Source organism: Streptomyces sp. CC208A, from assembly GCF_030010625.1.
In the GTDB taxonomy this organism is placed as follows: domain Bacteria; phylum Actinomycetota; class Actinomycetes; order Streptomycetales; family Streptomycetaceae; genus Streptomyces.
Genome location: NZ_JASCXN010000028.1, coordinates 51,410 through 78,254, shown reverse-complemented (window position 1 = coordinate 78,254; position 26,845 = coordinate 51,410). Strand labels below are relative to the sequence as shown.

At 71.5% G+C, this 26,845-nt stretch carries 19 protein-coding genes; 12 read left to right on the top strand and 7 right to left on the bottom strand.

What is annotated here, in order from left to right:
• Positions 1 to 33: 33 nt before the first annotated feature.
• From QK442_RS26540 to QK442_RS26525, 4 genes are all read right to left on the bottom strand, one after another.
• A complete protein-coding gene (locus tag QK442_RS26540; protein ID WP_282696592.1) occupies positions 34 to 1,467 on the bottom strand; it encodes a Gfo/Idh/MocA family oxidoreductase in 1,434 nt (477 codons plus the stop codon).
• Between the two features lie 191 nt (positions 1,468 to 1,658).
• A complete protein-coding gene (locus tag QK442_RS26535) occupies positions 1,659 to 3,809 on the bottom strand; it encodes a glycoside hydrolase family 9 protein (RefSeq protein WP_282696591.1) in 2,151 nt (716 codons plus the stop codon).
• Positions 3,810 to 4,064: 255 nt separating this feature from the next.
• Positions 4,065 to 5,345, bottom strand: a complete 1,281-nt coding sequence (locus QK442_RS26530) for a glycoside hydrolase family 6 protein (RefSeq protein WP_282696590.1) — start codon at positions 5,343 to 5,345, stop codon at positions 4,065 to 4,067.
• A 111-nt stretch (positions 5,346 to 5,456) separates the two neighbouring features.
• On the bottom strand, positions 5,457 to 6,422 hold the full coding sequence (locus QK442_RS26525; protein ID WP_282696589.1) for a glycoside hydrolase family 6 protein: 966 nt from the start codon (positions 6,420 to 6,422) through the stop codon (positions 5,457 to 5,459).
• Positions 6,423 to 6,715: 293 nt separating this feature from the next.
• On the opposite strand from QK442_RS26525, the gene QK442_RS26520 reads away from it, so the two are divergent.
• The 9 genes from QK442_RS26520 to yjfF all read left to right on the top strand — a co-directional run bounded on the left by QK442_RS26520 (position 6,716) and on the right by yjfF (position 17,957).
• The gene (locus QK442_RS26520; protein ID WP_282696588.1) at positions 6,716 to 7,729 is read left to right on the top strand and encodes a LacI family DNA-binding transcriptional regulator; all 1,014 of its coding nucleotides are present in this window, start codon (positions 6,716 to 6,718) and stop codon (positions 7,727 to 7,729) included.
• A gap of 313 nt (positions 7,730 to 8,042) precedes the next feature.
• Positions 8,043 to 9,353 (top strand): extracellular solute-binding protein, encoded by a 1,311-nt coding sequence (locus QK442_RS26515; protein ID WP_282696587.1) that lies wholly within the window; start codon positions 8,043 to 8,045, stop codon positions 9,351 to 9,353.
• A 230-nt stretch (positions 9,354 to 9,583) separates the two neighbouring features.
• Positions 9,584 to 10,588 (top strand): sugar ABC transporter permease, encoded by a 1,005-nt coding sequence (locus QK442_RS26510; protein ID WP_282696586.1) that lies wholly within the window; start codon positions 9,584 to 9,586, stop codon positions 10,586 to 10,588.
• 13 nt (positions 10,589 to 10,601) lie between these two features.
• Positions 10,602 to 11,507, top strand: a complete 906-nt coding sequence (locus QK442_RS26505; protein ID WP_282696585.1) for a carbohydrate ABC transporter permease — start codon at positions 10,602 to 10,604, stop codon at positions 11,505 to 11,507.
• A gap of 60 nt (positions 11,508 to 11,567) precedes the next feature.
• Complete coding sequence (locus QK442_RS26500) at positions 11,568 to 13,013, top strand: GH1 family beta-glucosidase (RefSeq protein WP_282696584.1); 1,446 nt, start codon at positions 11,568 to 11,570, stop codon at positions 13,011 to 13,013.
• A 207-nt stretch (positions 13,014 to 13,220) separates the two neighbouring features.
• The gene (locus QK442_RS26495; RefSeq protein ID WP_282696583.1) at positions 13,221 to 14,216 is read left to right on the top strand and encodes an ABC transporter substrate-binding protein; all 996 of its coding nucleotides are present in this window, start codon (positions 13,221 to 13,223) and stop codon (positions 14,214 to 14,216) included.
• Between the two features lie 74 nt (positions 14,217 to 14,290).
• Positions 14,291 to 15,847: a sugar ABC transporter ATP-binding protein gene (locus tag QK442_RS26490; protein WP_282696582.1), complete on the top strand. Its 1,557-nt coding sequence runs from the start codon at positions 14,291 to 14,293 to the stop codon at positions 15,845 to 15,847.
• Positions 15,844 to 16,953, top strand: a complete 1,110-nt coding sequence (locus tag QK442_RS26485; RefSeq protein ID WP_282696581.1) for an ABC transporter permease — start codon at positions 15,844 to 15,846, stop codon at positions 16,951 to 16,953. Before QK442_RS26490 ends, QK442_RS26485 begins: the two co-directional genes overlap by 4 nt.
• On the top strand, positions 16,950 to 17,957 hold the full coding sequence (gene yjfF, locus QK442_RS26480) for a galactofuranose ABC transporter, permease protein YjfF (protein WP_282696580.1): 1,008 nt from the start codon (positions 16,950 to 16,952) through the stop codon (positions 17,955 to 17,957). The genes QK442_RS26485 and yjfF overlap by 4 nt, the downstream gene beginning before the upstream one ends.
• Positions 17,958 to 18,044: 87 nt before the next feature.
• On the opposite strand, the gene mmsB is transcribed toward yjfF, so the two are convergent.
• Genes mmsB through chvE form a run of 3 tightly spaced genes read right to left on the bottom strand, consistent with a single transcriptional unit; the run spans position 18,045 to position 21,972 of the window.
• A complete protein-coding gene (gene mmsB, locus QK442_RS26475; protein WP_282696579.1) occupies positions 18,045 to 19,289 on the bottom strand; it encodes a multiple monosaccharide ABC transporter permease in 1,245 nt (414 codons plus the stop codon).
• The gene (gene mmsA, locus QK442_RS26470) at positions 19,286 to 20,848 is read right to left on the bottom strand and encodes a multiple monosaccharide ABC transporter ATP-binding protein (protein WP_282696578.1); all 1,563 of its coding nucleotides are present in this window, start codon (positions 20,846 to 20,848) and stop codon (positions 19,286 to 19,288) included. The genes mmsB and mmsA overlap by 4 nt, the downstream gene beginning before the upstream one ends.
• A 14-nt stretch (positions 20,849 to 20,862) precedes the next feature.
• Positions 20,863 to 21,972 (bottom strand): multiple monosaccharide ABC transporter substrate-binding protein, encoded by a 1,110-nt coding sequence (gene chvE, locus QK442_RS26465; protein ID WP_282696577.1) that lies wholly within the window; start codon positions 21,970 to 21,972, stop codon positions 20,863 to 20,865.
• A gap of 279 nt (positions 21,973 to 22,251) precedes the next feature.
• On the opposite strand from chvE, the gene QK442_RS26460 reads away from it, so the two are divergent.
• The 3 genes from QK442_RS26460 to araA all read left to right on the top strand — a co-directional run bounded on the left by QK442_RS26460 (position 22,252) and on the right by araA (position 26,843).
• Entirely contained in the window at positions 22,252 to 23,262 is a 1,011-nt protein-coding gene (locus QK442_RS26460; RefSeq protein WP_282696632.1) for a LacI family DNA-binding transcriptional regulator, read from the top strand.
• 203 nt (positions 23,263 to 23,465) lie between these two features.
• A complete protein-coding gene (gene araB / locus QK442_RS26455) occupies positions 23,466 to 25,175 on the top strand; it encodes a ribulokinase (RefSeq protein ID WP_282696576.1) in 1,710 nt (569 codons plus the stop codon).
• Between the two features lie 159 nt (positions 25,176 to 25,334).
• Complete coding sequence (gene araA, locus QK442_RS26450; protein WP_282696575.1) at positions 25,335 to 26,843, top strand: L-arabinose isomerase; 1,509 nt, start codon at positions 25,335 to 25,337, stop codon at positions 26,841 to 26,843.
• Positions 26,844 to 26,845: the final 2 nt, after the last annotated feature.

Sequence of the window (26,845 nt, the reverse complement as noted above, 5' to 3'; positions counted from 1 at the left end):
TGCTGCTCCTTCGAGGGAGGGGCGGAGGCTGCGTCAGGCGACGGGAGGCATCTCGGAGGTGCGCGAGTCGAGGCCCGGGCGGAGGTTGACCCAGGCACCCCGGGTGAAGTCGGGGACCTCCACCGGACGCCCCTTCGCTGCCAGGGACATGACACTCAGGGGGACGGGGGCGCACCAGGCGGCCGAGTCGTACACGTCGATGTCGGGCACGAGCCCTGCCCGCATCAGCTGGACGGTCCGCCACTGGAGGACGTAGTCCATGCCCCCGTGACCGCCGTTGTTCGCGGCGTCGTCGCCGATCTTCTTCCACAACCAGTGGTCGAACTCCTTGCGGTAGGAGCCGAAGTCCCGCCAGGTGTGGCCGCTGTGGTCCGGTTCCACATAGATGCGCCCGCCGCCGGCCGACACCACGCCCGCGTAGTCCTCGAAGATCCCCCGGCTGCCGGCGAGGGTGTTGATCCGGCTGTACGGCCGGGGCGAGCTCACGTCGTGCTCGGCGCGGATGATCCGGCCCCTGGCCGTCTCGATCAGGCAGGTGACCAGGTCGCCGTTGACGTACGTCTCGTTCCACGAGGGGTGGTGGCGGGGGACGAACCGGGCCCGGTAGTCGGCCAGCCCCTTCGGTTCGGTCGCCGTGGCGGTCAGCGTGGCCATCCGGTCGCCCCGGTTGACGTCCATGGCCGCGGCGATCGGCGCGAGGCCGTGCATGGCGTAGAAGGAGGCGGTGCTGCGGGTGTGCCACAGCCGGCGCCACGCGTCGGTGTAGTACGTGTCGGAGAACAGCAGCGCGCGCAGGTCGTGGAGGTACCCGCCGTGGCCGTTCGTGATGTCGCCGAACAGCCCCTCGTGCGCCATCTTGAGCATGGCCAGCTCATTCCGTCCGTAGCTGCAGTTCTCCGCGAGCATGAGGTGCCTGCGGGTGCGCTCGGAGGTGTTGACGAGGTCCCACAGTTCGTCGAGCCCGGTGGCGATGGGCAGTTCGACGGTGACGTGCTTCCCGGCAAGGAGAGCGGCCCTGCCCTGCTCGTAGTGGAACTCCCAGGGCGTGGCGATGTAGACGAGGTCGATGTCGTCGCGCCGCAGCATGTCCGCGTAGGAGTCGGCGGAGCCGCCGTACGTGGCGGGCCGCGGCTTGCCCGCGGCGGCCAGCCGGTCGGCGGTCCGCCCGGCGCGGTCGGCGCGGATGTCGCAGACGGCGGTGACGGCGCAGCCGGGGACGACGGACCAGCCGGTGGTCATGCCGGACCCGCGGTTGCCCAGTCCGATCACGCCGACGCGTACCGTCCGGTGGACGGGGTAGGGCACGTCGATCATGGACGTCTGACCCGGCCGCCGGCCCGGGGCGGGCGCCGCCCCCGGTGCCGCGGCGGCGACGGCGGAGGACCCCGCTCCGGCCGCGAGGGCCCCGGTGGTCGCCAGAGCACCTCCCAGGAGCAAGCGGCGTGAGACTGCGCGGATTTCTGGCATGTTCGTCATCGCTCCTCGATCCGTACGGGCGGAGGGTGCGGCAACGACTCTGGCGGGGTGCTCACCGGCGTGTCAAGAGATGCTCATTCAGTGCTTGTTTGACGCATTCTCGCGCAAGGAAGGTCCGATTCCCGCATGGGTCGGGCCCGGGCGGAAACGTCCGCCCGGGCCCGACCGCAGAGGGAGAGGGGTCAGACGCAGGCACCTCCGTCGAGCGCGAAGCCCGTGGGGGAGGGGTTCGAACCGGTGTGGGTCCCCTGGACTCCGAAACTCACGGCCGCGCCGGGGGCGATCGTCCGGTTCCAGCCGGCGTCACGGGCGTCGACGGCGGTGCCGTCCTGCGTGACGGTGGCGTTCCAGGCGCTCGTGACGCGCTGGCCGCCCGGGTAGGCCCAGGTCAGCCGCCAGCCGTCCACGGCCGTCGGGCCGGTGTTCCTGACGGTGACGGTCGCGGTGAAGCCGGTGTTCCAGACGTTGTTCACCGTGTACGTCACCGCACAGGCGGCGGTGGGCGGTTCTTCGCCGCCGGTGGAGGACCGCTCGGCGGCGTAGGCGGCGAGCCAGGCCAGCGGGGCGTTCCAGTTGACGGCCACTTCGTTGGTCGAGTACGAGTCGATGTGGTCGATGTAGCAGGCGGCGGGGGCGCAGCCGGCCAGCTTCTCCGCCGCGATCGGGTCCTGGAGCGCGCTGTTGGGGCCGCCCGCCAGTGAACCGGCCGGCGGGTGGGGCAGCGAGGCGTCCAACTGGTGCGCCCAGAAGCGGTGGTGCTGGTTCTGCGCGGAGGTCTCTCCGTGGCCGGTGACGTACGACAGGCCGAGGGCGTTGCGGCCGAGCAGGTAGTCCATGGTCTCCAGGGCTCCGGCGCGGTAGCGCTCGTCGCCGGTCAGCTCCCCGGCGACGGCCATGACGATCGCGTCGTTGGCGACCTCGCCGTTCGAGCCCCAGAAGTACCCGTCCGCCGGGACGGGCACCGCGTAGCCCTGGGCGGCCATCCGGGCGAGGTAGCCGTCGGCGGCCGCGGTCACCGAGGCGCGGATCCGGGCCACGTCGGCGGCGGGCAGGCCGTTGGGGACGGTGGCCAGGACGATCCGGCCGAGCGCGGCGGTGTCCGCCCAGCCGAAGCCGTACGCGCTGAAGGCGTCGGCGGAGGTGTGCCAGGGCGAGGCGGTGACCGCGTCCCGGTAGGAGCCTTCACCGGTCGCCGCGTACAGCTCGGCCGCCGCCCAGTAGAACTCGTCGGTGACCCGCGAGTCCTCGTAGGCGCCGCCGCCCGTGCTGTCCGAAGCCGGCGCGTACAGCGCAGGGTTGGCCCGGGCCGCGGTCCATGCCTTGCGGGCGGCGGACAGGCAGCGGTCGGCGTACGCCGGGTCGTACGGCCGGAAGACCCGGGCGCACTGCGCGGCGGCCGCCGCGAGGTTGAGGGTCGCCGCCGTGGACGGGCGGTGCAACTCGCGCGGCTGGGGGTCCTGTTCGGGGCGCATCGGCATGGCGGTCCAGGCCGCGTCGTGGATCTTGTGGAACACCATGCCCGCGTACGGCTTGCCCTCGGGCACCTGCATCCGCATCAGGAAGTCGAGCTCCCAGCGGGCCTCGTCCAGGACGTCGGGCACGCCGTTGCCGCGCTCGGGGACGCGCAGGGTCGAGTCGCCGAGCGCCGCCTCCTTCCCCGCCCGCTGGGCCCGCTCGAAGGAGTTGACGACCAGCCAGGTGGAGATGCCGCCGTTCACCACGTACTTGCCGTGGTCGCCCGCGTCGTACCAACCGCCCCGCACGTCCTGGGTGTAGTCGCACACGGTGGCCTGGCAGGGGACGGCGGTGTCGCCCTTGTTGGGCGCGATGCCGAGGTGCCCGGCCGGGCGGGCGTAGGCGGAGCCCACCAGGGAGGCGTCGATGGCGATGCCGCTGCGCTGGTGGTGGAAGAACGCCATGGAGTCGGAGCGCAGCGCGTCGTAGAGGTCCGCGCGGATGTCGAAGGGCGCGCTGCTGTGGCCGTCCACCGTCAGGACGTAGCCCGCGCCCGTCTCCCGGTACGAGGAGAAGTCGGCCACCTGGAGGGACTGCCCGGAGGGGGCGTCGGCGCCGCGCGGGGTGGTCGGGCCGGAGGCCACCACGGTGCCGGAGGCGTTCCGCAGCTGCCAGGTGAGCGACTGCGTCGCCGTGGTGACGACGGTGGCGCGCTTGGGTCCGTCCGGCAGGTAGCCGACCTGGTTGACGCGTACGGCGGCGGTCGCCGCCGCGGCGGCGGGGGCGCCGGTGGCCGCCGGCGCCGTCATGAGGCCGCCGAGGAGAAGGGCGCCCGTCAGCAGGGTGGCGGGGAGACGTAACGACGGGGAGAGTGACATGTGCGGCTCCTGTAGGGGGTCATGGGCGATCGGCAGGGGGAGTGGGGCTCGTCGCTGCTCGCTGATCGCGACGGATCGTATGGGAGCGCTCCCAAACGACGGAATGCCGAACGCGGGTCGATGGGCGGGGATCTGGAGCGCACAGTAATCACGCCCGCCGTCACCGTCAACGGCTCCACCGCGGCAGCGGGATGACCGGGGCGCCCGGCCACGGGCGGGAGGCTTCCGTGGCCGGGCGGGGGAGAGGGACGGGGCTCAGCGGTTGAAGGTCAGCCGCGGTGCCGCGTTGCGCGCGAGGGTGTGGGCCTGCTCGGGCCACCAGGTGCCAGCGGGCGGGTCGACGATGCCGTACTCGGGGTCGATCGTGCCGCCGGTGTTGCGGGTGCAGCTGCCGTCGGACTCGCCGGGGATCTTGATCCACAGGTAGGCGTCGACGAGCGGGACGCCGGTGTCGGCGGTCGGGCGCGGGCCGAGGCCGCGGCCGGGCGCGTTGCACCAGATCTCCGGGTCCCCGGTGTACTTGCCGGGCTCCGGGGTCCAGGCGCCCAGACCGTTGCGGCTGGTGTCGATGACGAAGTGGTGCAGCGCCTCGCTCGGCGGAGCGCCCACGCTCTGGTCGAACCAGGCGTCGGTCCAGCGCCAGGTGGCGGGGTCGGCGGAGTCGACCGCGTTCCCGGGGGCACCGTCGTTCGGGGCGGCGGGCGAGTAGTACTGGGTGGCGCACCAGTCGGTGTGGCCCCGGGCGTGCTCGGGCCCTTCGGTGGCGAACCACATGCACTTGGCTATCCAGGTGCCGTAGCGCGCGTTGTGGTCGGTGGGGTGGGTGTTGGACACGTTGAGGGCGAAGCCATCGCTGTCCTGGACGCCGGCGTCGAGCAGGCGCCGCGCCATCTCGCCGACCGGCCGCCACAGGACGTTGCCCGCGTCGAGGTAGACGGCGGTGCGGGACTTGGACTTGATGGTCCTGACCGCGTACGCGAGATCGGCGATGCGGGCCTCCGTGAGCTCGCCGGTCGGGTCCACGTCGGGGCCGCAGTCGTCCGGGAGGAGGGCCAGGCCGTCGGGCTCGACCACGACGACGGCCTTGCTGTCGCCGATGCCGGCGGCGAAGGCGTCGATCCACTGCCGGTAGGCGGCGGAGGAGGCGGCACCGCCGCTGGAGTACTGGGTGCAGTCCCGGCCCGGCACGTTGTAGGCGACCAGGACGGGGGTCCGGTTCACCGCCCGGGCCTCGCGGACGAGGCGCTTCACCTTGCCCCGGACCTCGTCGGGCGTGCCCTCGGTGAACCACTCCGCCTGCGGCCAGCTCGCGAGCTTCGCCATGTTCACGGCGTTCGCGAAGTCGCCGTTCCGGAGATCGGTGAGGGCCTGCTTGGCTGCCTTGCTGTGCGGGTCCACGTAGAACTTCGTGGCCGGGGTGAGCGTGTCCCCGGCGGGCGCGGCCTGCGCCTGCCCCTGCGTCGCGGTGAGGGCGGCACAGGCGGCGAACGCCGCGAGGGCGGCGGTGGCGCGGCGCCGTAGGCTGCGTGGCTTCATTGAGGGCTCCTGGTCGGAGGGACGGGGGAGGAGAGGGGTCGGTGGTACCTGTGGCCCGGTCGCGGGGCGGTGGTCACCGGGCCACAGGAGTCGGATGTCAGCGGTCGCCGGTCAGTAGCCGTAGATCATCTTGTAGGCGACCTCCGGGAGGAACTGGCCGGCCGTGGAGCCGGTCCCGACGCCGCAGTTGCCGTCGGACTCGCCCGGGGCCTTGATCCACAGCAGCATCTCGGCACCGCCGCCCAGCCGGGTGGGCGTGCCGATGCGGCGGCCGGCCGCGTTGCACCACTCGCCGTTGGAACCGTTGCCGTTGCGGCTGGTGTCGACGACGAACGGCTTGGTGTAGCCGTAACGGGCGGCCAGTTCGCTGTTGACCGCGTTGCCGTAGGCGGTGTTCTGAGCGGTGGTGTAGTAGTTCGAGATGTTGAGGGAGAAGCCGTGGGCCTGCCGCAGGCCGGCCTCGTGGAGGCGCTGGGCCATCGTCCCGGCGCTCACCCAGCCGGGGTTCCCGGCGTCGAGGTAGACCCAGGTGTTGGGGGCCTGGCGGTTGAACTCGGCGAGGGCGCCGCTGATCATGCCCTGGCGTTCGCGGATCTGGGCCTGGTTCATGCAGCCGTAGTCCGCGAGGGAGTCCGGTTCGAGGACGACGACGGCCGGCCGGTTGGCGATCCCGCCGGCGAACTGGGCGATCCAGCTCGCGTAGGCGGACGGGGAGGAGGCGCCGCCTCCGGAGTGCCCGCCGCAGTAGTCGCGGTGGTAGATGTTGTACGCGACCATGATGGGCAGCTTGTCGTGGTAGTCCGCCGCCCCGGCGTACGCCCCCGTGGCGGTGCCGATGGTGCCGCTCCAGGAGCCGAACCAGCGGGCCATGGGGGTGTTGGCGAGGGACGCGTTGATGGCGGGCGCCCGGCCGTCGCCGGGGTTGGCGGCGACCCACTGCTTCGCACTGGAGTTGGGGTCCACGTAGAACCCGCTGGTCATGGTGGTCGGGTCCGCCGCATGGGCGGACGGCGCGACGGCGAGCGCCAACGGCAGCGCGGAGAGGGCTGCCACGAGGGCGCGGATTCTGCGGCGCATGACTGTACCTCGGTTTCCTGACGGCGGATGCGGCGCGCGGTCTCGTCCCGACCGGGCGACGCACTGAGGAAGTGCGGTGGTACGGGGACCCATGGAAGCGCTCCCATTGGAAGCGGTCCCAGTGCGCGTTCTGTGGGTCCGGAGCGTGGCCGTATCGTGTGACGCACTGATCGGCACTGTCAAGTACCGTCCCGTAACCCACACTTCACATGACGGCGGGAAGGCTTTACAGTCCTGGAACTGGAAGCGCTTCCAGCCTTCCGGGTGTTCAGGCCGCGACAGGAAGGCGGATCATGGCCGAAGGTGTGCCGCGTCGGCAGTCGACCCTCGACGAGGTGGCCGAACTGGCCGGAGTCTCACGGTCGGTGGCCTCGCGTGTGCTCAACAACGCCCCGCACGTCAGCCGCGCCAAACGCGAGGCGGTCGAACGGGCCGTCCACCAGCTCGGTTACGTACCGAACCCGACCGCCCGGGCGCTGGCGACCCGCCAGACCGGCGCGGCGGCCCTGGTCGTCTCGGGAGAGGATCCGTCGATCTTCGCGGATCCGTTCTTCGCCCAGGTGATCGTGGGCGCCTCGGCCGCCCTGGAGGAGGCCGACCTGCACCTGATGCTGTGTCTGGCCGCCTCCGACCGGGGGCGCGGAAGAGTGGAGAAGCTGCTCCGCTCCAAGGGCGCCGACGGTGTGATGCTGATGGCGCTGCGCGAGGACGATCCGCTGGCCCACATGGCGGAGGAGGCGGAGATGCCCGTCGTGTTCGGCGGCCGCCCGGTCGGTTTAGACCCCCGGTGGTACGTGGACGTCGACAACCTCGGCGGAGCGCGTGCCGCGACCGAGCGCCTGATCTCGCTCGGCCGGACCCGGGTCGCCACGATCTGCGGACGGCTCGACACCGAGGCCGGGCGAGCCCGGTATCGCGGGTACCAGGACGCCGTCCTGGCGGCGGGCCTCGAACCGTATCCGCCGGAAGCCGGTGACTTCACGGAGTCCAGCGGAGCGGCCGCCATGGCCGCGCTGCTGGCGCGGCACCCGGACCTGGACGGGGTGTTCGCCGCCAACGACAACATGGGGGCGGGGGCCCTGCGCACCCTGCGCGAGGCCGGCCGCCGCGTCCCCGCCGACGTCGCCGTGGTCGGCTTCGACGACCTGGCCGTGGCCCGGATCGCCGATCCGCCCCTGACCACGGTGCACCAGCCCATAGAGGGTCTCGGCCGCGAGATGGCGCGCATGCTCGTGGCGCTCATCAACGGACAGGCCCCCACCCCGCTGATCCTCCCCACGCGTCTGGTCACCCGCGCCAGCGCCTGACGGCCCGCTTCGCCGCCTCTCGACCCTGCCTGACCTGCCGCCTTGACAGACCGTCAACGGGGCGGCAGGGTTTCGACGCCACCTTTTGGGAGCGCTCCCAAACCGGGAAGGGACCCCGAGAGCGTGGCCTCACCCCGGCCTCCGAAAGCCGAATCCCAAGGCCCCATTCGTAGGCCGAATCCCAAGGCCGCATGCGTAGGCCGAATCCGAAGGGCGAACCCCAAGGCCGCCCCTTCCGCGCCGACCACCGACCGCCGACACGGCGATCTTCCGGCGTACCCCTCACCCTCCCCCGACGCATCGAGGAGATGCCATGCCCCGCCCGTCCGTGCCGCGCGCCCGTGTCCGCTCCGCCGCCCTCGCCTCCGCGGCGGCGACGCTCGCGCTCGCCCTCGCCGGCTGCTCGTCCTCCGACACCGGATCCACCTCCGCCGACGGGAAGATCACCCTCACCGTCGGCACCTTCGGGACCTTCGGGTACAAGGAGGCCGGCCTGTACGACGCCTACATGAAGCAGCACCCGGAGATCGTCATCAAGGAGAACCCGACGACTGCCGAGGGCAACTACTGGACCGCCCTGCAGACCCGGCTGTCGGGCGGCGGCCTGGACGACGTCCAGGCCCTCGAAGTCGGCCGCATATCCCTGGCCACCTCCGAGGACCTCGCCGACGCCTTCGCCGACCTGTCCGACGCCCCCGGCGTCGAGAAGAAGAACTACCTGCCCTGGAAGTGGGACCAGGCCACCACCGCCGACGGCAGGACGATCGGCCTGGGCACCGACGTCGGCCCGATGGCCATCTGCTACCGCCAGGACCTGTTCAAGGCCGCCGGCCTTCCCTCCGACCCCGAGGCGGTCGGCAAGCTGTGGGCGGGCGACTGGGCGAAGTTCGTCGAGGTGGGCAAGGAGTACCAGGCCAAGGCACCCAAGGGCACCTCCTTCATGGACAGCGCCACCGGGCTGTTCAACGCCGTCGTCGCCAGCAGCCCCGTCCAGTACTACAAGGACGGCAAGCTCGCCTACAAGGACTCGCCGAGCGTCAGGACCGCCTGGGACCTGGCCGTCAAGGCCGTCCAGGGCAAGACCAGCCAGGGCCTGAAGATGTTCGACACCCCCTGGCAGACCGCGTTCTCCAAGTCCACCTTCGCCACCACCGTCTGCCCCTCCTGGCAGCAGGCCAACATCCAGCAGTTCTCCGGCCCCGGCAACAAGGGCAAGTGGAACGTCGCCCAGCCCCCGGCCGCCGGCAACTGGGGCGGCTCCTTCCTGGCCGTGCCGGCCTCCGGCAAGCACGTCGACGAGGCCAAGAAGCTCGTCGCCTGGCTCACCGCGCCCGAGCAGCAGGCGAAGGTCTTCCAGAAGGTCGGCAACATCCCCGCCAACCAGGCCGCCTACGACCTGCCGGGCGTCGTCGACTACAAGAACCCCTACATCGGCCCCGACGCCGCCACCGGCCAGGTCTTCTCCGCCGCGGCCAAGGCCATCAAGCCCGCCGAGATCGGACCGCGGGCGGGCGACCTGACCGGGGCGTTCAGCACCGGAGTCCAGCTCATGGAGCAGAACGGCAAGAGCGCGGAAGAGGCATGGAACGCCACCGTCCGCCAGATCGACAGCACCATCCAGTAACCCTTCCCGCCTCGCCCGCCTCTCCCCGGCCGCCGTCGCGAGGGGAGGGGCCGGCCGGCCGCAGGGGAGCCGGCCGCCCCTCCCCGTACCGATGCGCCGTACCGATACGACGCACCGATGTGACATACCGGCACGCCACACCGACACGACGTACCGGCACGCCACACCGACACGACGCACCGACAAGCCCCGCCGACACGGCCCGCCGTGACCACCGAAGGAACCCGCCCGTGGCCTCCACGACCGCACCCAGCCGCAACGGCCCCGCAGACAGGAAGGACACCCAGCCGCCCCCGGCCCGCCCCTCCGGCCCCTCGGCCTGGCGCAGCCGTCTGCACCGCTGGGACACCAAGGGCACGCCGTACGCCCTCGTCGCCCCGTTCTTCCTCGTCTTCGCCGCCTTCGGGCTCTTCCCGCTGCTCTACACGGGATGGCTCTCCTTCCACCGGGTGAGCCTGTACAACGTCGACCGCACCGAATGGGTGGGCCTGCGCAACTACACGGACCTGTTCACCGGCCAGGTCAGCCACTACTTCTGGAACGCGCTCCTCAACACCTTCACCCTCGGCGTCCTGTCCACCGTCCCCCAGCTGCTGATGGCACTGGGCCTCGCCCACCTGCTCAACTACCGGCTCCGTGCCCGCGGGTTCCTGCGCACGGCGCTCCTCGCCCCGTACGCGACCTCCGTCGCCGCCGCCACCCTCGTCTTCGCCCTGATCTTCAGCCCCGAGGGCGGCATGGCCAACTGGTTCCTCGGCCTCTTCGGCGCCGGGCCCGTGCACTGGGAGGCCGGACGCTGGAGCTCGCAGTTCGCGATCTCCGTGATCGTCACCTGGCGCTGGACCGGCTACAACGCCCTCATCTACCTCGCGGCCATGCAGGCCGTGCCGCGCGAGCTGTACGAGGCCGCCGCCCTGGACGGCGCCAACCGCTGGCAGCAGTTCCTGCACGTCACGGTCCCCGCCCTGCGCCCCACGATCCTCTTCACGGTGATCGTCTCGACCATCGGCGCCACCCAGCTCTTCGGCGAGCCCTACCTCTTCGGCGGCCAGAGCGGCCACCAGGGCGGCACCGACCACCAGTACGAGACCCTCGGCATCCTCATGTACGACCAGGGCTTCCACTCCAGCATGCTCGGGCGCGCCAGCGCGGTCGCCTGGATCATGTTCGGCCTGCTGCTGCTCATCGGGCTCGTCAACGCGCTGATCACCCGCCGCCTGCGCGCCTCCCAGTGACGTGGAGTACGACATGACCACCACCGCACCCGTCTCCGACCGCCCTCGCCCGGCGGCGCGACCGTCCACCCGCGCCGGCCGGGCCGGCGGCCAGCACCGCGCCGGGCCGCTCGCCCACATCGTCCTCGGACTCGCGGCCCTGGCCTCGCTGTTCCCGCTGTACTGGACGCTGGTCGCCGCCTCCACCGACAGCCACGCCGTCGTCTCCAGCCCGCCGCCGATGCTGCCCGGCGGCAACCTCTTCGACAACCTCACCTACGTGTGGCACAACGCCGGCGGGCGCGGCATGGGCGTCGCCCTGCTGAACTCCACGCTCGTCGCGGGGACCGTCACCGTCAGCACGGTGACCTTCTCCGTCCTCGCGGGCTTCGCCTTCGCCAAACTCCGCTTCCGGGGGAAGAAGGTGATGCTCGGCCTGGTCCTGTCCACCCTCGCCGTGCCCGCGCAGCTCAGCGTGGTACCCCTGTTCATCCTCACCAAGAACCTGGGCCTCGCCAATCACCTCGGGGCGCTGATCCTGCCCGTCCTGGTCACCGCCTTCGGCGTCTTCTTCATGCGCCAGTTCCTCTCCCAGGCCCTGCCCACCGAACTCCTGGAAGCCGCCCGGGTCGACGGCGCCAACTCGCTGCGCGTCATCTGGCACGTCGTCTTCCCCGTCGCCCGCCCGGCGATGGCGGTCCTGGGCATGCTGACCTTCGTCCAGTCCTGGAACGACTTCCTGTGGCCGATCATCGTCATGAACGGCTCCACCAACCCCACCGTCCAGGTCGCCCTCGCCGGCCTCGGCACCGGCTGGTCGACCGACTGGTCCGTCATCACGGCCGGAGCGCTCATGGGCACCCTGCCCCTGCTCCTGGTCTTCGTCCTCTTCGGCCGTCACATCGTCGGCGGCATCACCCAGGGCGCCGTCAAGGGCTGACCTCCGCCCGCTCTCCTCGTCCCGCACCCTCCGTCAGCTCTGTCAAAGGGAGACACCACCATGACCGCGACCCCCGTCACCACCCCCGCCTCCACGGCCGTCGACCGACTGCACTTCCCGCCCGGCTTCCTGTGGGGCGCGGCCACCGCCGCCTACCAGATCGAGGGCGCCGTCGCCGAGGACGGCCGCACCCCCTCCATCTGGGACACCTTCTCCCGCACCCCCGGCAAGGTGGTCAACGGCGACACCGGCGACATCGCCTGCGACCACTACCACCGCTACCGCACCGACGTCACCCTGATGTCCCATCTCGGCCTCCAGGCCTACCGCTTCTCCCTGTCCTGGCCCCGCGTCCAGCCCGGCGGCCGGGGCCCCGCCAACCGGGCGGGCCTCGACTTCTACAGCCGGCTCGTCGACGAACTCCTCGACGCCGGCATCCAGCCCGTCGCCACCCTCTACCACTGGGACCTCCCCCAGGAACGGGAGGACGAGGGAGGCTGGACGGTACGCGAGACCGCCGAACGGTTCGGAGAGTACGCCGCCCTGGCCGCCGACGCCCTCGGCGACCGGGTCGCGCTGTGGACCACCCTCAACGAACCCTGGTGCTCGGCCTTCCTCGGTTACGGCTCCGGCGTCCACGCCCCCGGCCGTACCGACCCCGCACTCGCCCTCCGCGCCGCCCACCACCTGAACCTCGCCCACGGCCGCGCCACCGCCGCGCTGCGTACGACCCTGCCCGCCCACGCCCAGGTCGCCGTCACCCTCAACCTCCACCAGGTCAGGGCACTGACCTCCGACCCCGCCGACCTCGACGCGGCCCGCCGCGTCGACGCCGTCGGCAACCGGATCTTCACCGGTCCGATGCTCTCCGGCGGCTACCCGGCCGACCTCATCGCCGACACCGCCCACCTCGTCGACTGGGACACCCTCGTCGCACCGGGGGACGAGGCCGCCATCGCGGCCCCCATCGACCTCCTGGGCATCAACTACTACACCCCCACCGTCGTCTCCGCCCCCACCCCCGGGGCCGCCGCGGCCGCCCACGCCCACGGCGAGAGCGACCACTCCCCGTGGCCCGGTTCCGAGAACGTCAACTTCCACCTGCCGCCCGGCGACACCACCGACATGGGCTGGGCCATCGACCCCACCGGCCTGTACGACCTCCTCATGGCCGTCTCCCGCGCCCACCCCGGCCTCCCGCTGGCGATCACCGAGAACGGCGCCGCCTTCCCCGACCTCCCCGCCGAAGACGGCCGGATCCACGACCACGACCGGATCGACTACCTCCACCGGCACCTCGCCGCCGTCCACCGGGCCATCGCCGACGGCGCCGACGTGCGCGGCTACTTCCTCTGGTCCCTGCTCGACAACTTCGAATGGGCGTACGGCTACGGGAAGCGGTTCGGGGCCGTCCACGTCGACTACGCCACCCAACTGCGCACCCCGAAGCGCAGCGCCCGCTGGTACTCCAGGGCCATCGCCGCGAACTCGATCCCCGGCCTCTAGGGGCACTGTGGCTGTTAGCGCTCACAAATCTAGTCCTCCCGCTCCTCGCCTCCTCGTATCAAGAACGGGTAACTGCCGTGAAAACCCTTGAGTTACATCTCTGTTAGCGCTCACAATGTCTCGCACTCGCCAGCCAGCCGGTCGCCGGGGCCCCCTTGTCTTCAGGGCCCCGCCTGGTACGACGCACGTCCCGAGAGGAACCACGCCATGGCCCACAGAGCCCTCCGCGTCATCGCCGCCGCCGTCCTGGCAGGCGGTGCGCTGACCGCCTGCACCACCGAACCCGCGACCACCGGCACCACCGGCGGCAAGGGCTCCTCCGACGGCAAGCTCGTGCTCGGGTTCGCCCAGGTGGGGGCCGAGAGCGGCTGGCGTACCGCCAACACCACCTCCATCCGCGAGGCGGCCGAGAAGGCCGGCGTCACGCTGAAGTTCTCCGACGCGCAGCAGAAGCAGGAGAACCAGATCAAGGCGATCCGCACCTTCATCCAGCAGAAGGTGGACGTCATCGCCTTCTCGCCGGTGGTGGAGTCCGGCTGGGACACCGTCCTGAAGGAGGCCAAGAACGCCGGCATCCCGGTGATCCTCACCGACCGCGCGGTCGACTCGCAGGACACCTCCCTCTATCGGACCTTCCTCGGCTCCGACTTCGTCAAGGAGGGCCAGGAGGCCGGCAAGTGGCTCGTGAAGGAGTACGAGGGCACCTCCGAGCCGGTCAACGTGGTGGAGCTCCAGGGCACCACCGGCTCCGCACCCGCCAACGACCGCAAGGCCGGCTTCGCCGAAGTCGTCAAGGGCGACCCCAAGTTCAGGATTGTCGCCTCCCAGACCGGGGACTTCACCCGCGCCAAGGGCAAGGAGGTCATGCAGGCCTTCCTCAAGTCCCACAAGGACATCGACGTCCTCTACGCCCACAACGACGACATGGCCCTGGGCGCCATCCAGGCCATCGAGGAGGCGGGCAAGAAGCCGGGCACCGACATCAAGGTGATCTCCGTCGACGGCATCAAGGACGCCTTCGTCGCCATGCAGGAGAAGAAGATCAACGTGGTGGTCGAGTGCAACCCGCTCCTCGGCGACCAGCTCATGGAACTCGCCAAGAAGGTCGCGGCCGGCGAGACCGTCCCCCGCCGGGTCGAGGTCAAGGAGGGCGTCTTCACCCAGGACCAGGCCGCGGCCGCCCTGCCCGGCCGCCAGTACTGACCCTCCGTCCGCACCGGGGGCGGCCCTCGTGCCGCCCCCGCTCCCTCAGGAGAATCCTCAGGAGAGGAGGGCGGATGGCAGCCCCACCCACCCCTCGCACCCCCACCGACCGGCCGGTCCTGGAAGCCCACGGCATCCGCAAGGCCTTCCCCGGAGTCCTCGCCCTCGACGGCGTGGACCTGCGCCTCTTCCCCGGCGAGGTCCACGCCCTGATGGGCGAGAACGGCGCCGGCAAGTCGACCCTCATCAAGGTGCTCACCGGCGTCCACCCGCCCGACGCGGGAACGGTCGCCGTCGACGGCGGCCCCCGGCGGTTCGCCGCGCCCCTGGACGCCCAGCACGCCGGAATCAGCACGGTCTACCAGGAGGTGAACCTCTGCCCCAACCTCTCGGTCGCCGAGAACATCCTCATCGGCCGTGAACCCAGGCGCCTGGGCCTCGTCCACTGGTCGGCCCTCCACCGGCGCGCGGCACGGCTCCTCACCGAGCTGGAACTCGACCTCGACGTCCGCCTGCCGCTGAGCGCGTACTCCCTCGCCGTCCAGCAACTCGTCGCGATCGTCCGCGCCGTGGACGTCCAGGCGAAGGTCCTCGTCCTGGACGAACCCACCTCCAGCCTCGACCGGGACGAGGTCGCCCAGCTGTTCGCCCTGGTGCGCCGCCTCCGCGACCGGGGCGTCGCGATCCTCTTCGTCACCCACTTCCTCGACCAGGTCTTCGACCTGTGCGACCGGGTGACCGTCCTGCGCAACGGACGCCTCGAAGGCGAGTACCGGATCGACGAACTCACCCCCGTCACCCTGGTGCACCGCATGGTCGGCAGCGAACTGGACACCCTCGACGAGCTGGCCGAGACCTCCCGCCCCGACACCACGGCCACCCCCGAGAGCGCGGACGCCCCCCTCCTGAGCGCCCGCGGCCTCGCCAGGACCGGCTCCGTCCAGCCGTACGACCTGGACATCCACCGCGGGGAGGTCATCGGCCTGGCCGGACTCCTCGGCTCCGGCAGGACCGAGGCGGCCCGGCTGCTCTTCGGGGCCGACCACGCCGACGGAGGCGAACTGCGGATCCACGGCGAACGCGCCGTCCTGCGCTCGCCGCGCGCCGCGATCGCCCACAAGATCGCCTTCTGCTCGGAGAACCGCAAGGCCGAGGGCCTGATCGGCGAACTCACGGTCCGCGAGAACATCGTGCTCGCCCTCCAGGCCGCCCGCGGCTGGACCCGGCCCCTCTCCCGCGCCCGGCAGGACGAGATCGCCGCCCGGTGGACCGAGGTCCTCGACATCCGCCCGGCCGACCCCGAGGCACAGGTCCGCAACCTCAGCGGAGGCAACCAGCAGAAGGTGCTGCTCGCCCGGTGGCTGCTCACCGACCCCGAGCTGCTGATCCTGGACGAACCCACCCGGGGCATCGACATCGGCGCCAAGACGGAGATCCAGAGGCTCGTCACCCGCCTGGCCGCGGAGGGCACCGCCGTCCTGTACATCTCCGCCGAACTGGAGGAAGTGCTGCGGCTGAGCCACCGGATCGGCGTCCTGCGCGACCACCGGCTGGTCGCCGTCCTCCCCAACGACACGACCCTGACGCCCGACCGGATCCTGGGCGCCATCGCCACCGGAGCCACCTCATGACACCACCCGACGACACGGGCGCCGGGGCGCGCCAGGGCCGGGCGCCCGCCGCCCGGCGGCTCACCGAGCACCGCCTGTTCTGGCCCGCCGCCGCCCTCGCCGCCCTGCTCCTGGGCAACCTCGCGCTCACCCACGACTTCTTCGCCGTCCGCGTCCAGAACGGACACCTGTACGGCAGCCTCGTCGACATCCTCCAGTTCGGCGCCCCCCTGATCCTGGTCTCGCTCGGCATGACGCTGGTCATCGCCACCCGGGGCATCGACCTCTCGGTCGGCTCGACGGTCGCCATCGCCGGCGCCCTCGCCTGCGAGCACATCGCCACCGCGCAGGATCCCGGCAGCCTGTCCACCGTCCTGTCGGCGGTCGCGGTGGCGATCGCCGCGGCCGCCGCGATCGGATTCCTCAACGGCTTCCTCGTCGCCCGGCTCGGCGTCCAGCCCATCGTCGCCACCCTGGTCCTCATGGTCGCCGGGCGCGGCGTGGCCCAGCTGATCACCGACGGCCAGATCATCAGCGTCTCCAGCGCCGCCTACAAGATGATCGGCGGCGGCTACTGGCTCACCCTCCCCTTCGCCGTCCTCCTCGCCGCGGCCCTCGTCGCCGTCGCCTCCCTCGTCACCCGCCGGACCGCGCTCGGCATGCTCATCGAATCGGTGGGCGGCAACCCGGTCGCGAGCCGGCTCGTCGGCATCAGGGCGGGCGGCCTCCTCGTCATGGTCTACGTCGTCAGCGCCGTGTGCGCCGCGGTGGCCGGCCTGATGATCAGCTCCAACGTGTCCAGCGCCGACGGCAACAACGCCGGCCTGTGGATCGAACTGGACGCCATCCTCGCCGTGGTCATCGGCGGCACCGCCCTCACCGGCGGCCGCTTCTCCCTCGGCGGAACGGTCCTGGGCGCGCTGATCATCCAGACCCTCTCCACCACGATCTACACCCTCGGCGTACCGCCGGAGACCACCCTCGTCTTCAAGGCCCTCGTCGTCATCGTCGTGTGCCTCGTCCAGTCGCCCGCGTTCCGTGCGCGGCTCCCACGCCGTCGCCGGCCGGCCGCCCCGGCCCCCGCGGCTGGCGACGTGGGAGCCCGCCGGCAGGAGGTCCACCCGTGAGCACCACCCTCGACTCCCTCGGCAAGCCGCTCCACCGGTTCTCGGCACGGCACGCCGCCCGCCTGCCGCTCCTGGTGACGGCCACCCTGCTGGTCGCGATGTTCTCGATCGGCTCCCTGCGGTACGAAGGCTTCTTCTCCGCGCAGGTCCTGCTCAACGTCCTGATCGACAACGGCTTCCTGCTCGTCGTGGCGATCGGCATGACGTTCGTCGTCCTCACCGGCGGGATCGACCTGTCCGTCGGCTCCATGGTGGCCCTGTCGACCATGCTGACGGCCTGGCTCGTCGAACAGAACGGCCTGCCGCTCGCCCTGGCGGTGCCGCTGGTCCTCCTGGTGGGGGCCGGAGGCGGCGCCCTGATGGGCTGGGTGATCCACACCTTCGAGATCCAGCCCTTCATCGTCACCCTCGCGGGCATGTTCCTCGCCCGCGGCCTCTGCTACATGATCAGCACGGAGTCCCTCTCCCTCACCGACCCGACGACCACGCGGATCGCCCAGACGCGGGTGCTCCTGCCCGGCGGCCTGTTCGTCTCGCCCGCCGTGGTCATCGCCCTGGTCGTGCTCGTGCTCGCCTTCCTCGTCCTGCACCACACCCGCTTCGGCCGCACCGTCTACGCCCTGGGCGGCAACGAGTCCTCGGCCCGTCTCATGGGCCTGCCGGTGGGACGCACCAAGGTCGCGGTGTACGCCGTGAGCGGCCTGTGCTCCGCCCTCGGCGGCCTGCTGCTGACGTTCTACATGCTGTCCGGCTACGCCCTGCACGCCGTCGGCATGGAGCTCGACGCCATCGCGGCCGTCGTCATCGGAGGGACGCTGCTGAGCGGCGGCTCCGGTTTCGTCCTGGGGACCGCGCTTGGCGTGACGGTCCTCGGCCTGATCCAGACCGTCATCAGCTTCCAGGGCACGCTCAGTTCGTGGTGGACGCGCATCGTCATCGGTGGCCTGCTGTTCGTCTTCATCCTCCTCCAGCGCCTCTTCGGCGGATCCCGCCCGGCGCGATAGCCCCGCCAGGGGGCGTACGCACACACCGAAAGGGCCGTGCCCGCCGGGTTCCTCCACCGGCGGGCACGGCCCTGTCAGGGAGCGGTGTCAGGCGCCCGCCCTCCGCTTGTTCCACACGTCGAAGCCGACCGCGGCGAGCAGCACCAGGCCCTTGATGACCTGCTGCCAGTCGGTGCCCACCCCGACCAGGTTCATGCCGTTGTTGAGCACACCCAGGACCAGGCCGCCGATGATGGCCCCCAGGACGGTGCCGACGCCCCCGCTCATCGACGCCCCGCCGATGAACGCGGCGGCGATGGCCTCCAGTTCGAAGTTCACGCCGGCCTTCGGCGAGGCCGCGTTGAAGCGCGCGGCGAAGACGAGGCCGGCGAGCGCCGCGAGCATGCCCATGTTGAGGAAGACCGCGAAGGTCACCTTCCTGTCCTTGACGCCGGACAGCTTCGCGGCGGGCAGGTTCCCCCCGATCGCGTACACATGACGGCCGATCACCGCGTTGCGCATCACGTAGCCGAAGCCGACGAGCAGCACGGCCAGGATCAGGAGGACCACGGGGGCGCCCTTGTAGCTGGCGAGCAGCAGGGTCGTGACCAGGACCGCGGCGACCAGCGCCGTCACCTTCAGCGCGAACAGGCCCGTGGGGAGCGTCTCCAGGGCGAACTCCCGCTGGCGGCGGCGGTCCCGAACCTCCTGGAACACGACGTAGGCGATCAGCCCCAGACCGAGGAGGAGGGTCAGGTTGTGGTAGTTGGTCCGCGGCCCGACCTCCGGCAGGAAGCCGTTGGCGACCTTCTGCAGTCCCTCCGGGAAGGGGCCGAGGGTCTGTCCCTTGAGGAAGATCTCCGTGAGCCCGCGGAACAGCAGCATCCCGGCGAGGGTCACGATGAACGACGGTATGCCGACGTACGCGATGAAGAAGCCCTGGAGGGCGCCGGCGGCGGCGCCGAGCAGCAGGGTGAGCAGCACCGCGACGGGCCAGGAGAGCCGGTGCTCGACCATGAGCACCGCCCCGACGCCACCGACCAGGGCCATCAGGGAGCCCACCGACAGGTCGATGTGGCCGGAGACGATGACGATCATCATGCCGATGGCCAGGATGAGGATGTAGCTGTTCTGCAGCACCAGGTTGGAGACGTTGCGCGGCAGCAGGAGGTCGCCGCCCGTCCAGACCTGGAAGAGGAGCACGATCAGGCCGAGCGCGAAGAGCATCCCGTACTGGCGCATGTTCCGCCGGACGCCGTCCAGGAGCACCCGGACCACCGGCGCCCCGGTGGACGGGGAGCCGCGGCCCGGGGGTGCCGGGGTGGTCGTCTTGCTGCTGACGTCGGTGCTCATGCCTGCTGTCCTTCGCTGGAGGCGGTGGCGGCGGGTGGGGCGGGGGTGTCCTGCGTCATGTGCCGCATCAGGACTTCCTGGGTGGCGTCCTCGCGGCCGACCTCGCCGGTCAGCCGTCCCGCGGCCATGGTGTAGACGCGGTCGCACATGCCGAGGAGTTCGGGCAGTTCGGAGGAGATGAGGAGGATCGCCTTGCCCTCGGCGGCGAGCCGGTCGATCACGGTGTAGATCTCGAACTTGGCTCCCACGTCGACCCCGCGCGTGGGCTCGTCGAGGACGAGGACGTCGGGGCCGGCGAGGATCCACTTGCTGAGGACGACCTTCTGCTGGTTGCCGCCGGAGAGGCGGCCGACCGGTTCGAGGACGCTCGGCGTCTTGATGTTCATGGTCCGCCGGTACCGTTCGGCCACCTTGCGTTCCTCGTGCCCGTCGACGATCCCGCGGCGGGCGAGGGCGCCGAGCGAGGCGAGCGAGATGTTCCGGCTCACCGAGTCCCCGAGGTCGAGCCCGTAGTGCTTGCGGTCCTCGGTGACGTACGCGATGCCGTGGGCGACCGCCTCGGGAACCGTACGCGTCCGCACCTCGCGGCCGTCCCTGAGCACCGTGCCCCGCTCGTAGTGGCCGTAGGAACGGCCGAAGACGCTCATGGCGAGTTCGGTGCGGCCGGCCCCCATGAGCCCCGCGACGCCGACGATCTCCCCGCGGCGGACCCGGAGCGAGACGCCGTCGACGACCTTGCGGCCGCGGTCGAGCGGATGGCGCACGGTCCAGTCCCGGATCTCCAGGGCGGGCTCGGCGTCGGCCGGGCCCTCGTACGGCGTGCGCTCGGGGAACCGGCTGTCGAGGTCCCGCCCCACCATGCCGCGGATGATGCGTTCCTCGGTGGTGGCCGGGTCCCGGACGTCGAGGGTCTCGATGGAGCGTCCGTCGCGCAGGATGGTGACGGAGTCGGCGATCCGGGCGATCTCGTTCAGCTTGTGCGAGATGAGGATCGAGGTGATGCCCTGGTCCTTCAGCTCCCGCATCAGCCGCAGCAGCTTCGCGCTGTCCTCGTCGTTGAGCGCCGCGGTGGGCTCGTCGAGGATCAGCAGGCGGACGTCCTTCGCGAGCGCCTTCGCGATCTCCACGAGCTGCTGCTTGCCGACGCCGATGTCGGCGACCCGGGTCTCGGGGTGCTCGTCGAGACCGACCCGCCTGAGCAGTTCGGAAGCGCGGCGCAGCACCTCGCGCCAGTCGATCACCCCCCGCCGGGACGGCTCGTTGCCGAGGAAGACGTTCTCGGCGATCGACAGGTGGGGGACGAGCGCGAGCTCCTGGTGGATGATGACGATGCCGTGCCGCTCGCTGGCCCTGATGCCCTTGAAGCGGCACGGTTCGCCGTCGAGGAGGATCTCGCCCTCGTAGGTCCCGTGCGGGTGGACGCCGGACAGGACCTTCATGAGGGTCGACTTCCCGGCGCCGTTCTCCCCGCACAGGGCGTGCACCTCGCCGCGCTCCACCGACAGGGTCACCTCGGAGAGGGCCCTGACGCCGGGGAAGGTCTTGACGATGGACCGCATCCGGAGGAGGGGGGTCACTTCAGCGCCCCGGCGTCGATGTAGCCGGAGTCGACCAGGACCTTCCGGTAGTTCGACCTGTCGACGCTCACCGGGTCGAGGAGGAAGGCCGGGACCACCTTCTTGCCGTTGTCGTAGGTGGTGTCGTCGTTGATCTCGGGCTTCTTGTCGGCGAGGACGGCGCTCACCATGTCGGCGGCGACCTGCGCGAGGGCGCGGGTGTCCTTGTAGACGGTCTGGGTCTGCTCGCCCGCGATGATCGACTTCACGGAGGCGACCTCCGCGTCCTGGCCGGTGACGACGGGCAGCGGCTTGGCGGCGCTTCCGTAGTCGTCGGACTTCAGGGCGGAGAGGATGCCGATGGAGATGCCGTCGTAGGGGGAGAGCACGGCGTCGACCCGGGCGTCGGAGTACGCGGAGGTCAGCAGGTCGTCCATGCGCTTCTGCGCCGTCCCGCCGTCCCAGCGCAGGGTGGTGACCTGGTTGAGCTGGGTCTGGCCGGAGCGCACGACCAGCTGCTTCTTGTCGAGGTAGGGCTTCAGCACCTTCATGGCGCCGTTGAAGAAGTACTTGGTGTTGTTGTCGTCGTTGGACCCGGCGAACAGCTCGATGTTGAAGGGCTCCTTCCTCGCGCCGGTCTTCAGGCCCAGCTTCTCGACGATGTACGTGGCCTGGAGCTCGCCGACCTTCTCGTTGTCGAAGGAGGCGTAGTAGTCGACGTGCGGGGAGCCGAGGATGAGCCGGTCGTAGGAGATCACCGGGATGCGGGCGTCCGCCGCCTGCTGGAGGACGTTGGAGAGGGCCTCGCCGTTGATGGCGGCCACGACGAGGGCGTCGACGCCCTGGGTGATCATGTTCTCGATCTGGGCGACCTGCTGGTCGGGGTCGTCCTCGCCGTACTGCAGGGTGGTGGCGAAGCCGGCCTTCTTCAGGCTCTCGGTCATGTTCCGGCCGTCGGCGATCCACCGCTCGGAGGACTTGGTGGGCATGGCGATGCCGATGGTGAGGTCCTTCTTGTCCTTCGACTCCTGGCTGCCTCCCTCGCTGTCCTGGCCGCAGCCGGTCAGGAGCAGGGCACAGCTGGTGGTCACGGCCAGGAGGGCGGATGCGGAACGGAACTTCTTCATGGGCGTCACCGGGGGATCCCGTCGTCGAGGGCGGCTGCGACCGGGACGGGATCGGCGGCAGCGCGTGTCCCCGCACCACCGGGACGACACCGTTCCGGCCGGGTGGCCGGGGCTTCGGCGCCCCGGTCGAGCTAGATTGTTAGCGCTCACAACAGCGTGATACAAGAGGCGCTAAGGTTTTTCTCGCATCGATGCGCAGCCGTGAGCGATGCACAGCCGCAAGCAGGGAGAAGGGAGGCGAACGTGACGCATCCCGCGGAAGACGTCCGCCCGCCGACGATGGCCGACGTCGCACGCGAGGCGGGGGTCTCCCACCAGACCGTCTCCCGGGTCCTGAGCGGCCACCCCAACGTGCGCGCCGCCACCCGGGAACAGGTCACCGCGGCCATCGAACGGCTGGGCTACCGCCGCAACTCCGCCGCCCGCGCCCTGGTGACGCGCCGGACGAGGACGCTGGGCGTCATCGCCGTCAACACCTCCCTGTACGGCCCCGCCAGCACCATGACCGGCCTGCAGGAGGCGGCGCGCGAAGAGGGCTACCTCGTCTCGACCGTCAGCCTGCGCACCGGATCGGGGCAGGGGCTCAAGGACGCCATCGACCACCTCGCGGCCTGGGGGGTGGAGGGCGTCGTCGCCATCACCCCGCAGCGCTCGCACGTGCAGGCGCTCGCCGAACTGGACGCGCCCTTCCCCGTGGTGACGGTGGAGGGCGGCCATCAGCTCGACCTGCCCGGCGTCTCCCTCGACCAGGAGCTCGGCGCCCGCATGGTCACGGAGCACCTGCTCGCCGCCGGGCACAGCACCGTCTGGCACGTGGCGGGCCCCGGCGACTGGCTGGAGAGCGAGGCCCGTACGGCGGGCTGGCGAGCGGTCCTGGAGGAGAGCGGCATCGAGCCCCCGCGCGTCCTGGAGGGGGACTGGAGCCCGCTGTCCGGGTACCGGGCGGGACAGGAGCTCGCCGGGCTCGCCCTGGCCCGTCGCGGGACGGCACCGGTCACCGCCGTCTTCGTCGCCAACGACCAGATGGCGCTCGGCGTCCTGCGGGCGCTGCGCGAGGCCGGGATCCGCACCCCCGCGCAGGTGGCCGTCGCCGGCTTCGACGACATCCCGGAGGCCGAGTACTTCCCCCCGCCGCTGACGACGGTCCGCCAGGACTTCGCCGCCATCGGGCGCCGGAGCATCGGGCTCCTGGTGGACCACATCGAGGGCCGTGCCCGGAAGGCCGAGCACCTCCTGGTGGAACCGCAGCTCATCATGCGCGCGAGCACGCGCCCTTCGACCGAGGGCTGACGCCGGCCCACCGCACCGTGCCGGCCGAGCCGGGCGCGGTGCGGTGGGCTGCCTCCGGCGCGTGAGCGAGCGCTCACTTCGAAGTGGCTCACTTCTTTCCCGCAGGTGCCGCAGAACTGTCCGGAACCCTTGTCCAACCCAATTGTGAGCGTTAACAATCAGGGTGCTCCTCCGGCCCCGCCCCCGACGAGAGAGACCGCACCGTGACCCCACACGCCCTTTCCGGCCCCGCAGCCCCTCACCACCCCGAGGCCTGCACCATCGGAGTCGACTTCGGCACCCTCTCCGGACGCGCCGTCGTGGTCAGGGTCCGGGACGGAGCCGAACTCGGCTCGGCGGTCCACGCGTACCGCCACGCCGTCATCGAGGACCGCCTCCCCACCACCGGCGCCCCCCTCCCTCCCGACTGGGCCCTGCAGCACCCCGAGGACTGGCGCGAGGTCCTGCGCACCGCCGTCCCGGAGGCCCTCGCCGCCGCCGGGACCGACCCCGCCCGCGTCATCGGCATCGCCACCGACTTCACCGCCTGCACGGTCCTGCCGACCACCCCCGACGGCACCCCGCTCGCCCTCACGCCCGAGTGGGCCGACCGCCCGCACGCCTGGCCCAAACTGTGGAAGCACCACGCGGCCCAGGAACAGGCCGACCGCATCAACGCCCTCGCCCACGCCCGCGGCGAGAAGTGGATCGCACGGTACGGCGGCAGGATCTCCGCCGAGTGGCAGTACGCCAAGGCCCTGCAGGTCCTGGAGGAGGACCCCGCCGTCTACGCCGCCTGCGCCCGCTGGATCGAGGCGGCCGACTGGATCGTCTGGCAGCTGACCGGCACCGAGTCCCGCAACACCTGCACCGCCGGCTACAAGGGCATCCACCAGGACGGCGCCTACCCCTCGCCCGACTTCCTCGCCCGACTCCACCCGGACTTCGCCGACTTCCCCGCCACACGCCTGGAACACCCGCTGTCACCCCTCGGCTCCCGCGTCGGTCCACTGAGCGGCCAGGCCGCTCAGTGGACCGGCCTGCCCGAGGGCATCGCCGTCGCCGCCGGCAACGTCGACGCCCACGTGGCCGCGCCCGCGGCGGGCGCCGTCGAGAACGGCCGGATGCTCGCCATCATGGGCACCTCCACCTGCCACGTCCTCAACGGCGCCGCCCTCGCCGAGATCCCCGGCATCTGCGGAGTCGTCGACGGCGGCATCGTCGAGGGCGCCTACGGCTACGAGGCCGGACAGAGCGCGGTCGGCGACATCTTCGCCTGGTGGCTCCGGCAGGGCGTCCCGGACCACTACCGCGCCGAGGCGGAGGCATCCGGCGAGGACCTCCACCAGCTCCTGACCCGCAAGGCCGCCGACCAGCCGGTCGGCGCGCACGGCCTGGTCGCCCTGGACTGGATGAACGGCAACCGTTCCCCCCTCGTCGACCACCACCTCTCCGGAGTCGTCGCGGGACTCACCCTCGACACCCGGCCCGAGGACGTCTACCGGGCCCTGCTCGAATCCACCGCCTACGGCACCCGGATGATCGTCGAGGCCTTCGAGGACGGCGGGATCCCCGTCGAGGAGTTCATCGTCACCGGCGGCCTGAAGAAGAACGCGCTGCTCATGCAGATCCACGCCGACGTGCTCCGCCGCCCCGTCTCCCTCAGCACCTCCGAACAGGGACCGGCGCTCGGCTCGGCCATCCACGCCGCCGTCGCCGCGGGCGCCCACCCCGACGTCCGTGCCGCCGCCTCCGCCATGGGCAGCGTCCGGCGCCACGCCTACCTGCCCGACCCCGCCCGGGCGGACGCCTACGACGCGCTGTTCGCCGAGTACCGCGCCCTGCACGAGCACTTCGGCACCGGTACGGACCTCCTCCTGCACCGCCTGCGGAGGATCCGCAACACCGCCCGGACCTCCACCCCCGCCACCTGACCGGCCCGCCTCCCCGGCCGCGCCTCCGGCACCGTCGGACCGGCCGTGCCTTTACCACCTGACCGGCCCGCCTCCCCGGCCGCACCGGTCCGCCCCCATGGGACCCGCCCCCACCGGCCCGCCCTCCCGCCCCCGTACCTTCCGAGGAGCACACCCGACATGACGCCCGCCAAGACCGACCGCGAGATCTGGTTCCTCACCGGCAGCCAGGCCCTCTACGGCGAGGACACCCTCGCCCAGGTCGCCGACCAGTCCCGCGCCCTCTGCGAGACCCTCTCCGACCAGGGCCGGATACCCGCCCGCCTCGTGTGGAAGCCGGTCCTCACCGACGCGGCTGCCATCCGCGCGGTCTGCCTGGAGGCCAACGCCGACGACCGCTGCGTCGGCCTGATCGCCTGGATGCACACCTTCTCCCCGGCCAAGATGTGGATCGCGGGCCTCGACGCCCTGAGCAAGCCGCTGCTGCACCTGCACACCCAGGCCAACCGCGCACTGCCCTGGTCCACCATCGACATGGACTTCATGAACCTGAACCAGGCCGCCCACGGCGACCGCGAGTTCGGCTTCGTCCAGACCCGCCTCGGCGTCCCGCGCAAGACCGTGGCCGGCCACGTCTCCACCCCCGGGGTCACAGGCCGCATCGCCGGCTGGGCCCGCGCCGCCCTCGGCCGCTCCGAACTGACCACCCTCCGGCTCGCCCGCTTCGGCGACAACATGCGCGACGTCGCCGTCACCGAGGGCGACAAGGTCGAGGCACAGCTGCGGTTCGGGGTCTCCGTCAACACCTACGGCGTCAACGACCTCGTCGCCGCGGTCGACGCCGTCCCCGACGCCACCGTCACCGCCCTCGTCAAGGAGTACCAGGACCTCTACGCCCTCGCCCCCGAGCTGCGGCCCGGCGGCGAGCGCCACGACTCCCTGCGCTACGCCGCACGCATCGAGGCCGGCCTGCGCGCCTTCCTCACGGAGGGCGGCTTCCGCGCCTTCACCACCAACTTCGAGGACCTCGGCGGCCTGCGCCAGCTGCCCGGCCTCGCCGTGCAGCGCCTGATGGCGGACGGCTACGGCTTCGGCGGCGAAGGGGACTGGAAGACCGCCACCCTGCTGCGCACCCTGAAGACGATGGCCCACGGCCTGCCCGGCGGCACCTCCTTCATGGAGGACTACACCTACGACCTGACGCCCGGTCAGGAGCTCATCCTCGGCGCCCACATGCTGGAGGTCTGCCCCTCCCTCACGACGGCCGTGCCCGCCTGCGAGATCCACCCGCTCGGCATCGGCGGACGCGAGGACCCGGTCCGCCTCGTCTTCGACGCGGACCCCGGCCCGGCCGTCGTCGTCGGCCTCGCCGACATGGGCGACAGGTTCCGCCTCGTCGCCAACCACATCGACGTCGTCGCCCCGCCCGAGCCGCTGCCCCGGCTCCCCGTCGCCCGCGCCGTCTGGCGCCCCCGTCCCGACCTGCGTACCTCCACCGAGGCATGGCTGACGGCCGGGGCACCGCACCACACCGTCCTGACCACCGCCCTCGGCGGCGAGGAGCTCGACGACCTCGCCGAGATGCTGCGGACCGAACTCGCCGTCATCGACGAGGACACCACCGTCCGGCGCTTCACGCGCGAGCTGCGCTGGAACCAGGCCTACCACCGTCTGGCCCAGAGCCTGTGAAC

Coding starts and splice junctions, on each gene's coding strand:
- QK442_RS26535 (WP_282696591.1), bottom strand. CDS start 3,809: ATGTCACTCTCCCCGTCGTTACGTCTCCCCGCCACCCTGCTGACGGGC.
- mmsA (WP_282696578.1), bottom strand. CDS start 20,848: ATGCGGTCCATCGTCAAGACCTTCCCCGGCGTCAGGGCCCTCTCCGAG.
- QK442_RS26530 (WP_282696590.1), bottom strand. CDS start 5,345: ATGAAGCCACGCAGCCTACGGCGCCGCGCCACCGCCGCCCTCGCGGCG.
- araA (WP_282696575.1), top strand. CDS start 25,335: ATGACGCCCGCCAAGACCGACCGCGAGATCTGGTTCCTCACCGGCAGC.
- QK442_RS26525 (WP_282696589.1), bottom strand. CDS start 6,422: ATGCGCCGCAGAATCCGCGCCCTCGTGGCAGCCCTCTCCGCGCTGCCG.
- QK442_RS26520 (WP_282696588.1), top strand. CDS start 6,716: ATGGCCGAAGGTGTGCCGCGTCGGCAGTCGACCCTCGACGAGGTGGCC.
- mmsB (WP_282696579.1), bottom strand. CDS start 19,289: ATGAGCACCGACGTCAGCAGCAAGACGACCACCCCGGCACCCCCGGGC.
- QK442_RS26485 (WP_282696581.1), top strand. CDS start 15,844: ATGACACCACCCGACGACACGGGCGCCGGGGCGCGCCAGGGCCGGGCG.
- QK442_RS26500 (WP_282696584.1), top strand. CDS start 11,568: ATGACCGCGACCCCCGTCACCACCCCCGCCTCCACGGCCGTCGACCGA.
- QK442_RS26505 (WP_282696585.1), top strand. CDS start 10,602: ATGACCACCACCGCACCCGTCTCCGACCGCCCTCGCCCGGCGGCGCGA.
- chvE (WP_282696577.1), bottom strand. CDS start 21,972: ATGAAGAAGTTCCGTTCCGCATCCGCCCTCCTGGCCGTGACCACCAGC.
- QK442_RS26460 (WP_282696632.1), top strand. CDS start 22,252: ATGGCCGACGTCGCACGCGAGGCGGGGGTCTCCCACCAGACCGTCTCC.
- QK442_RS26515 (WP_282696587.1), top strand. CDS start 8,043: ATGCCCCGCCCGTCCGTGCCGCGCGCCCGTGTCCGCTCCGCCGCCCTC.
- QK442_RS26540 (WP_282696592.1), bottom strand. CDS start 1,467: ATGCCAGAAATCCGCGCAGTCTCACGCCGCTTGCTCCTGGGAGGTGCT.
- QK442_RS26495 (WP_282696583.1), top strand. CDS start 13,221: ATGGCCCACAGAGCCCTCCGCGTCATCGCCGCCGCCGTCCTGGCAGGC.
- QK442_RS26490 (WP_282696582.1), top strand. CDS start 14,291: ATGGCAGCCCCACCCACCCCTCGCACCCCCACCGACCGGCCGGTCCTG.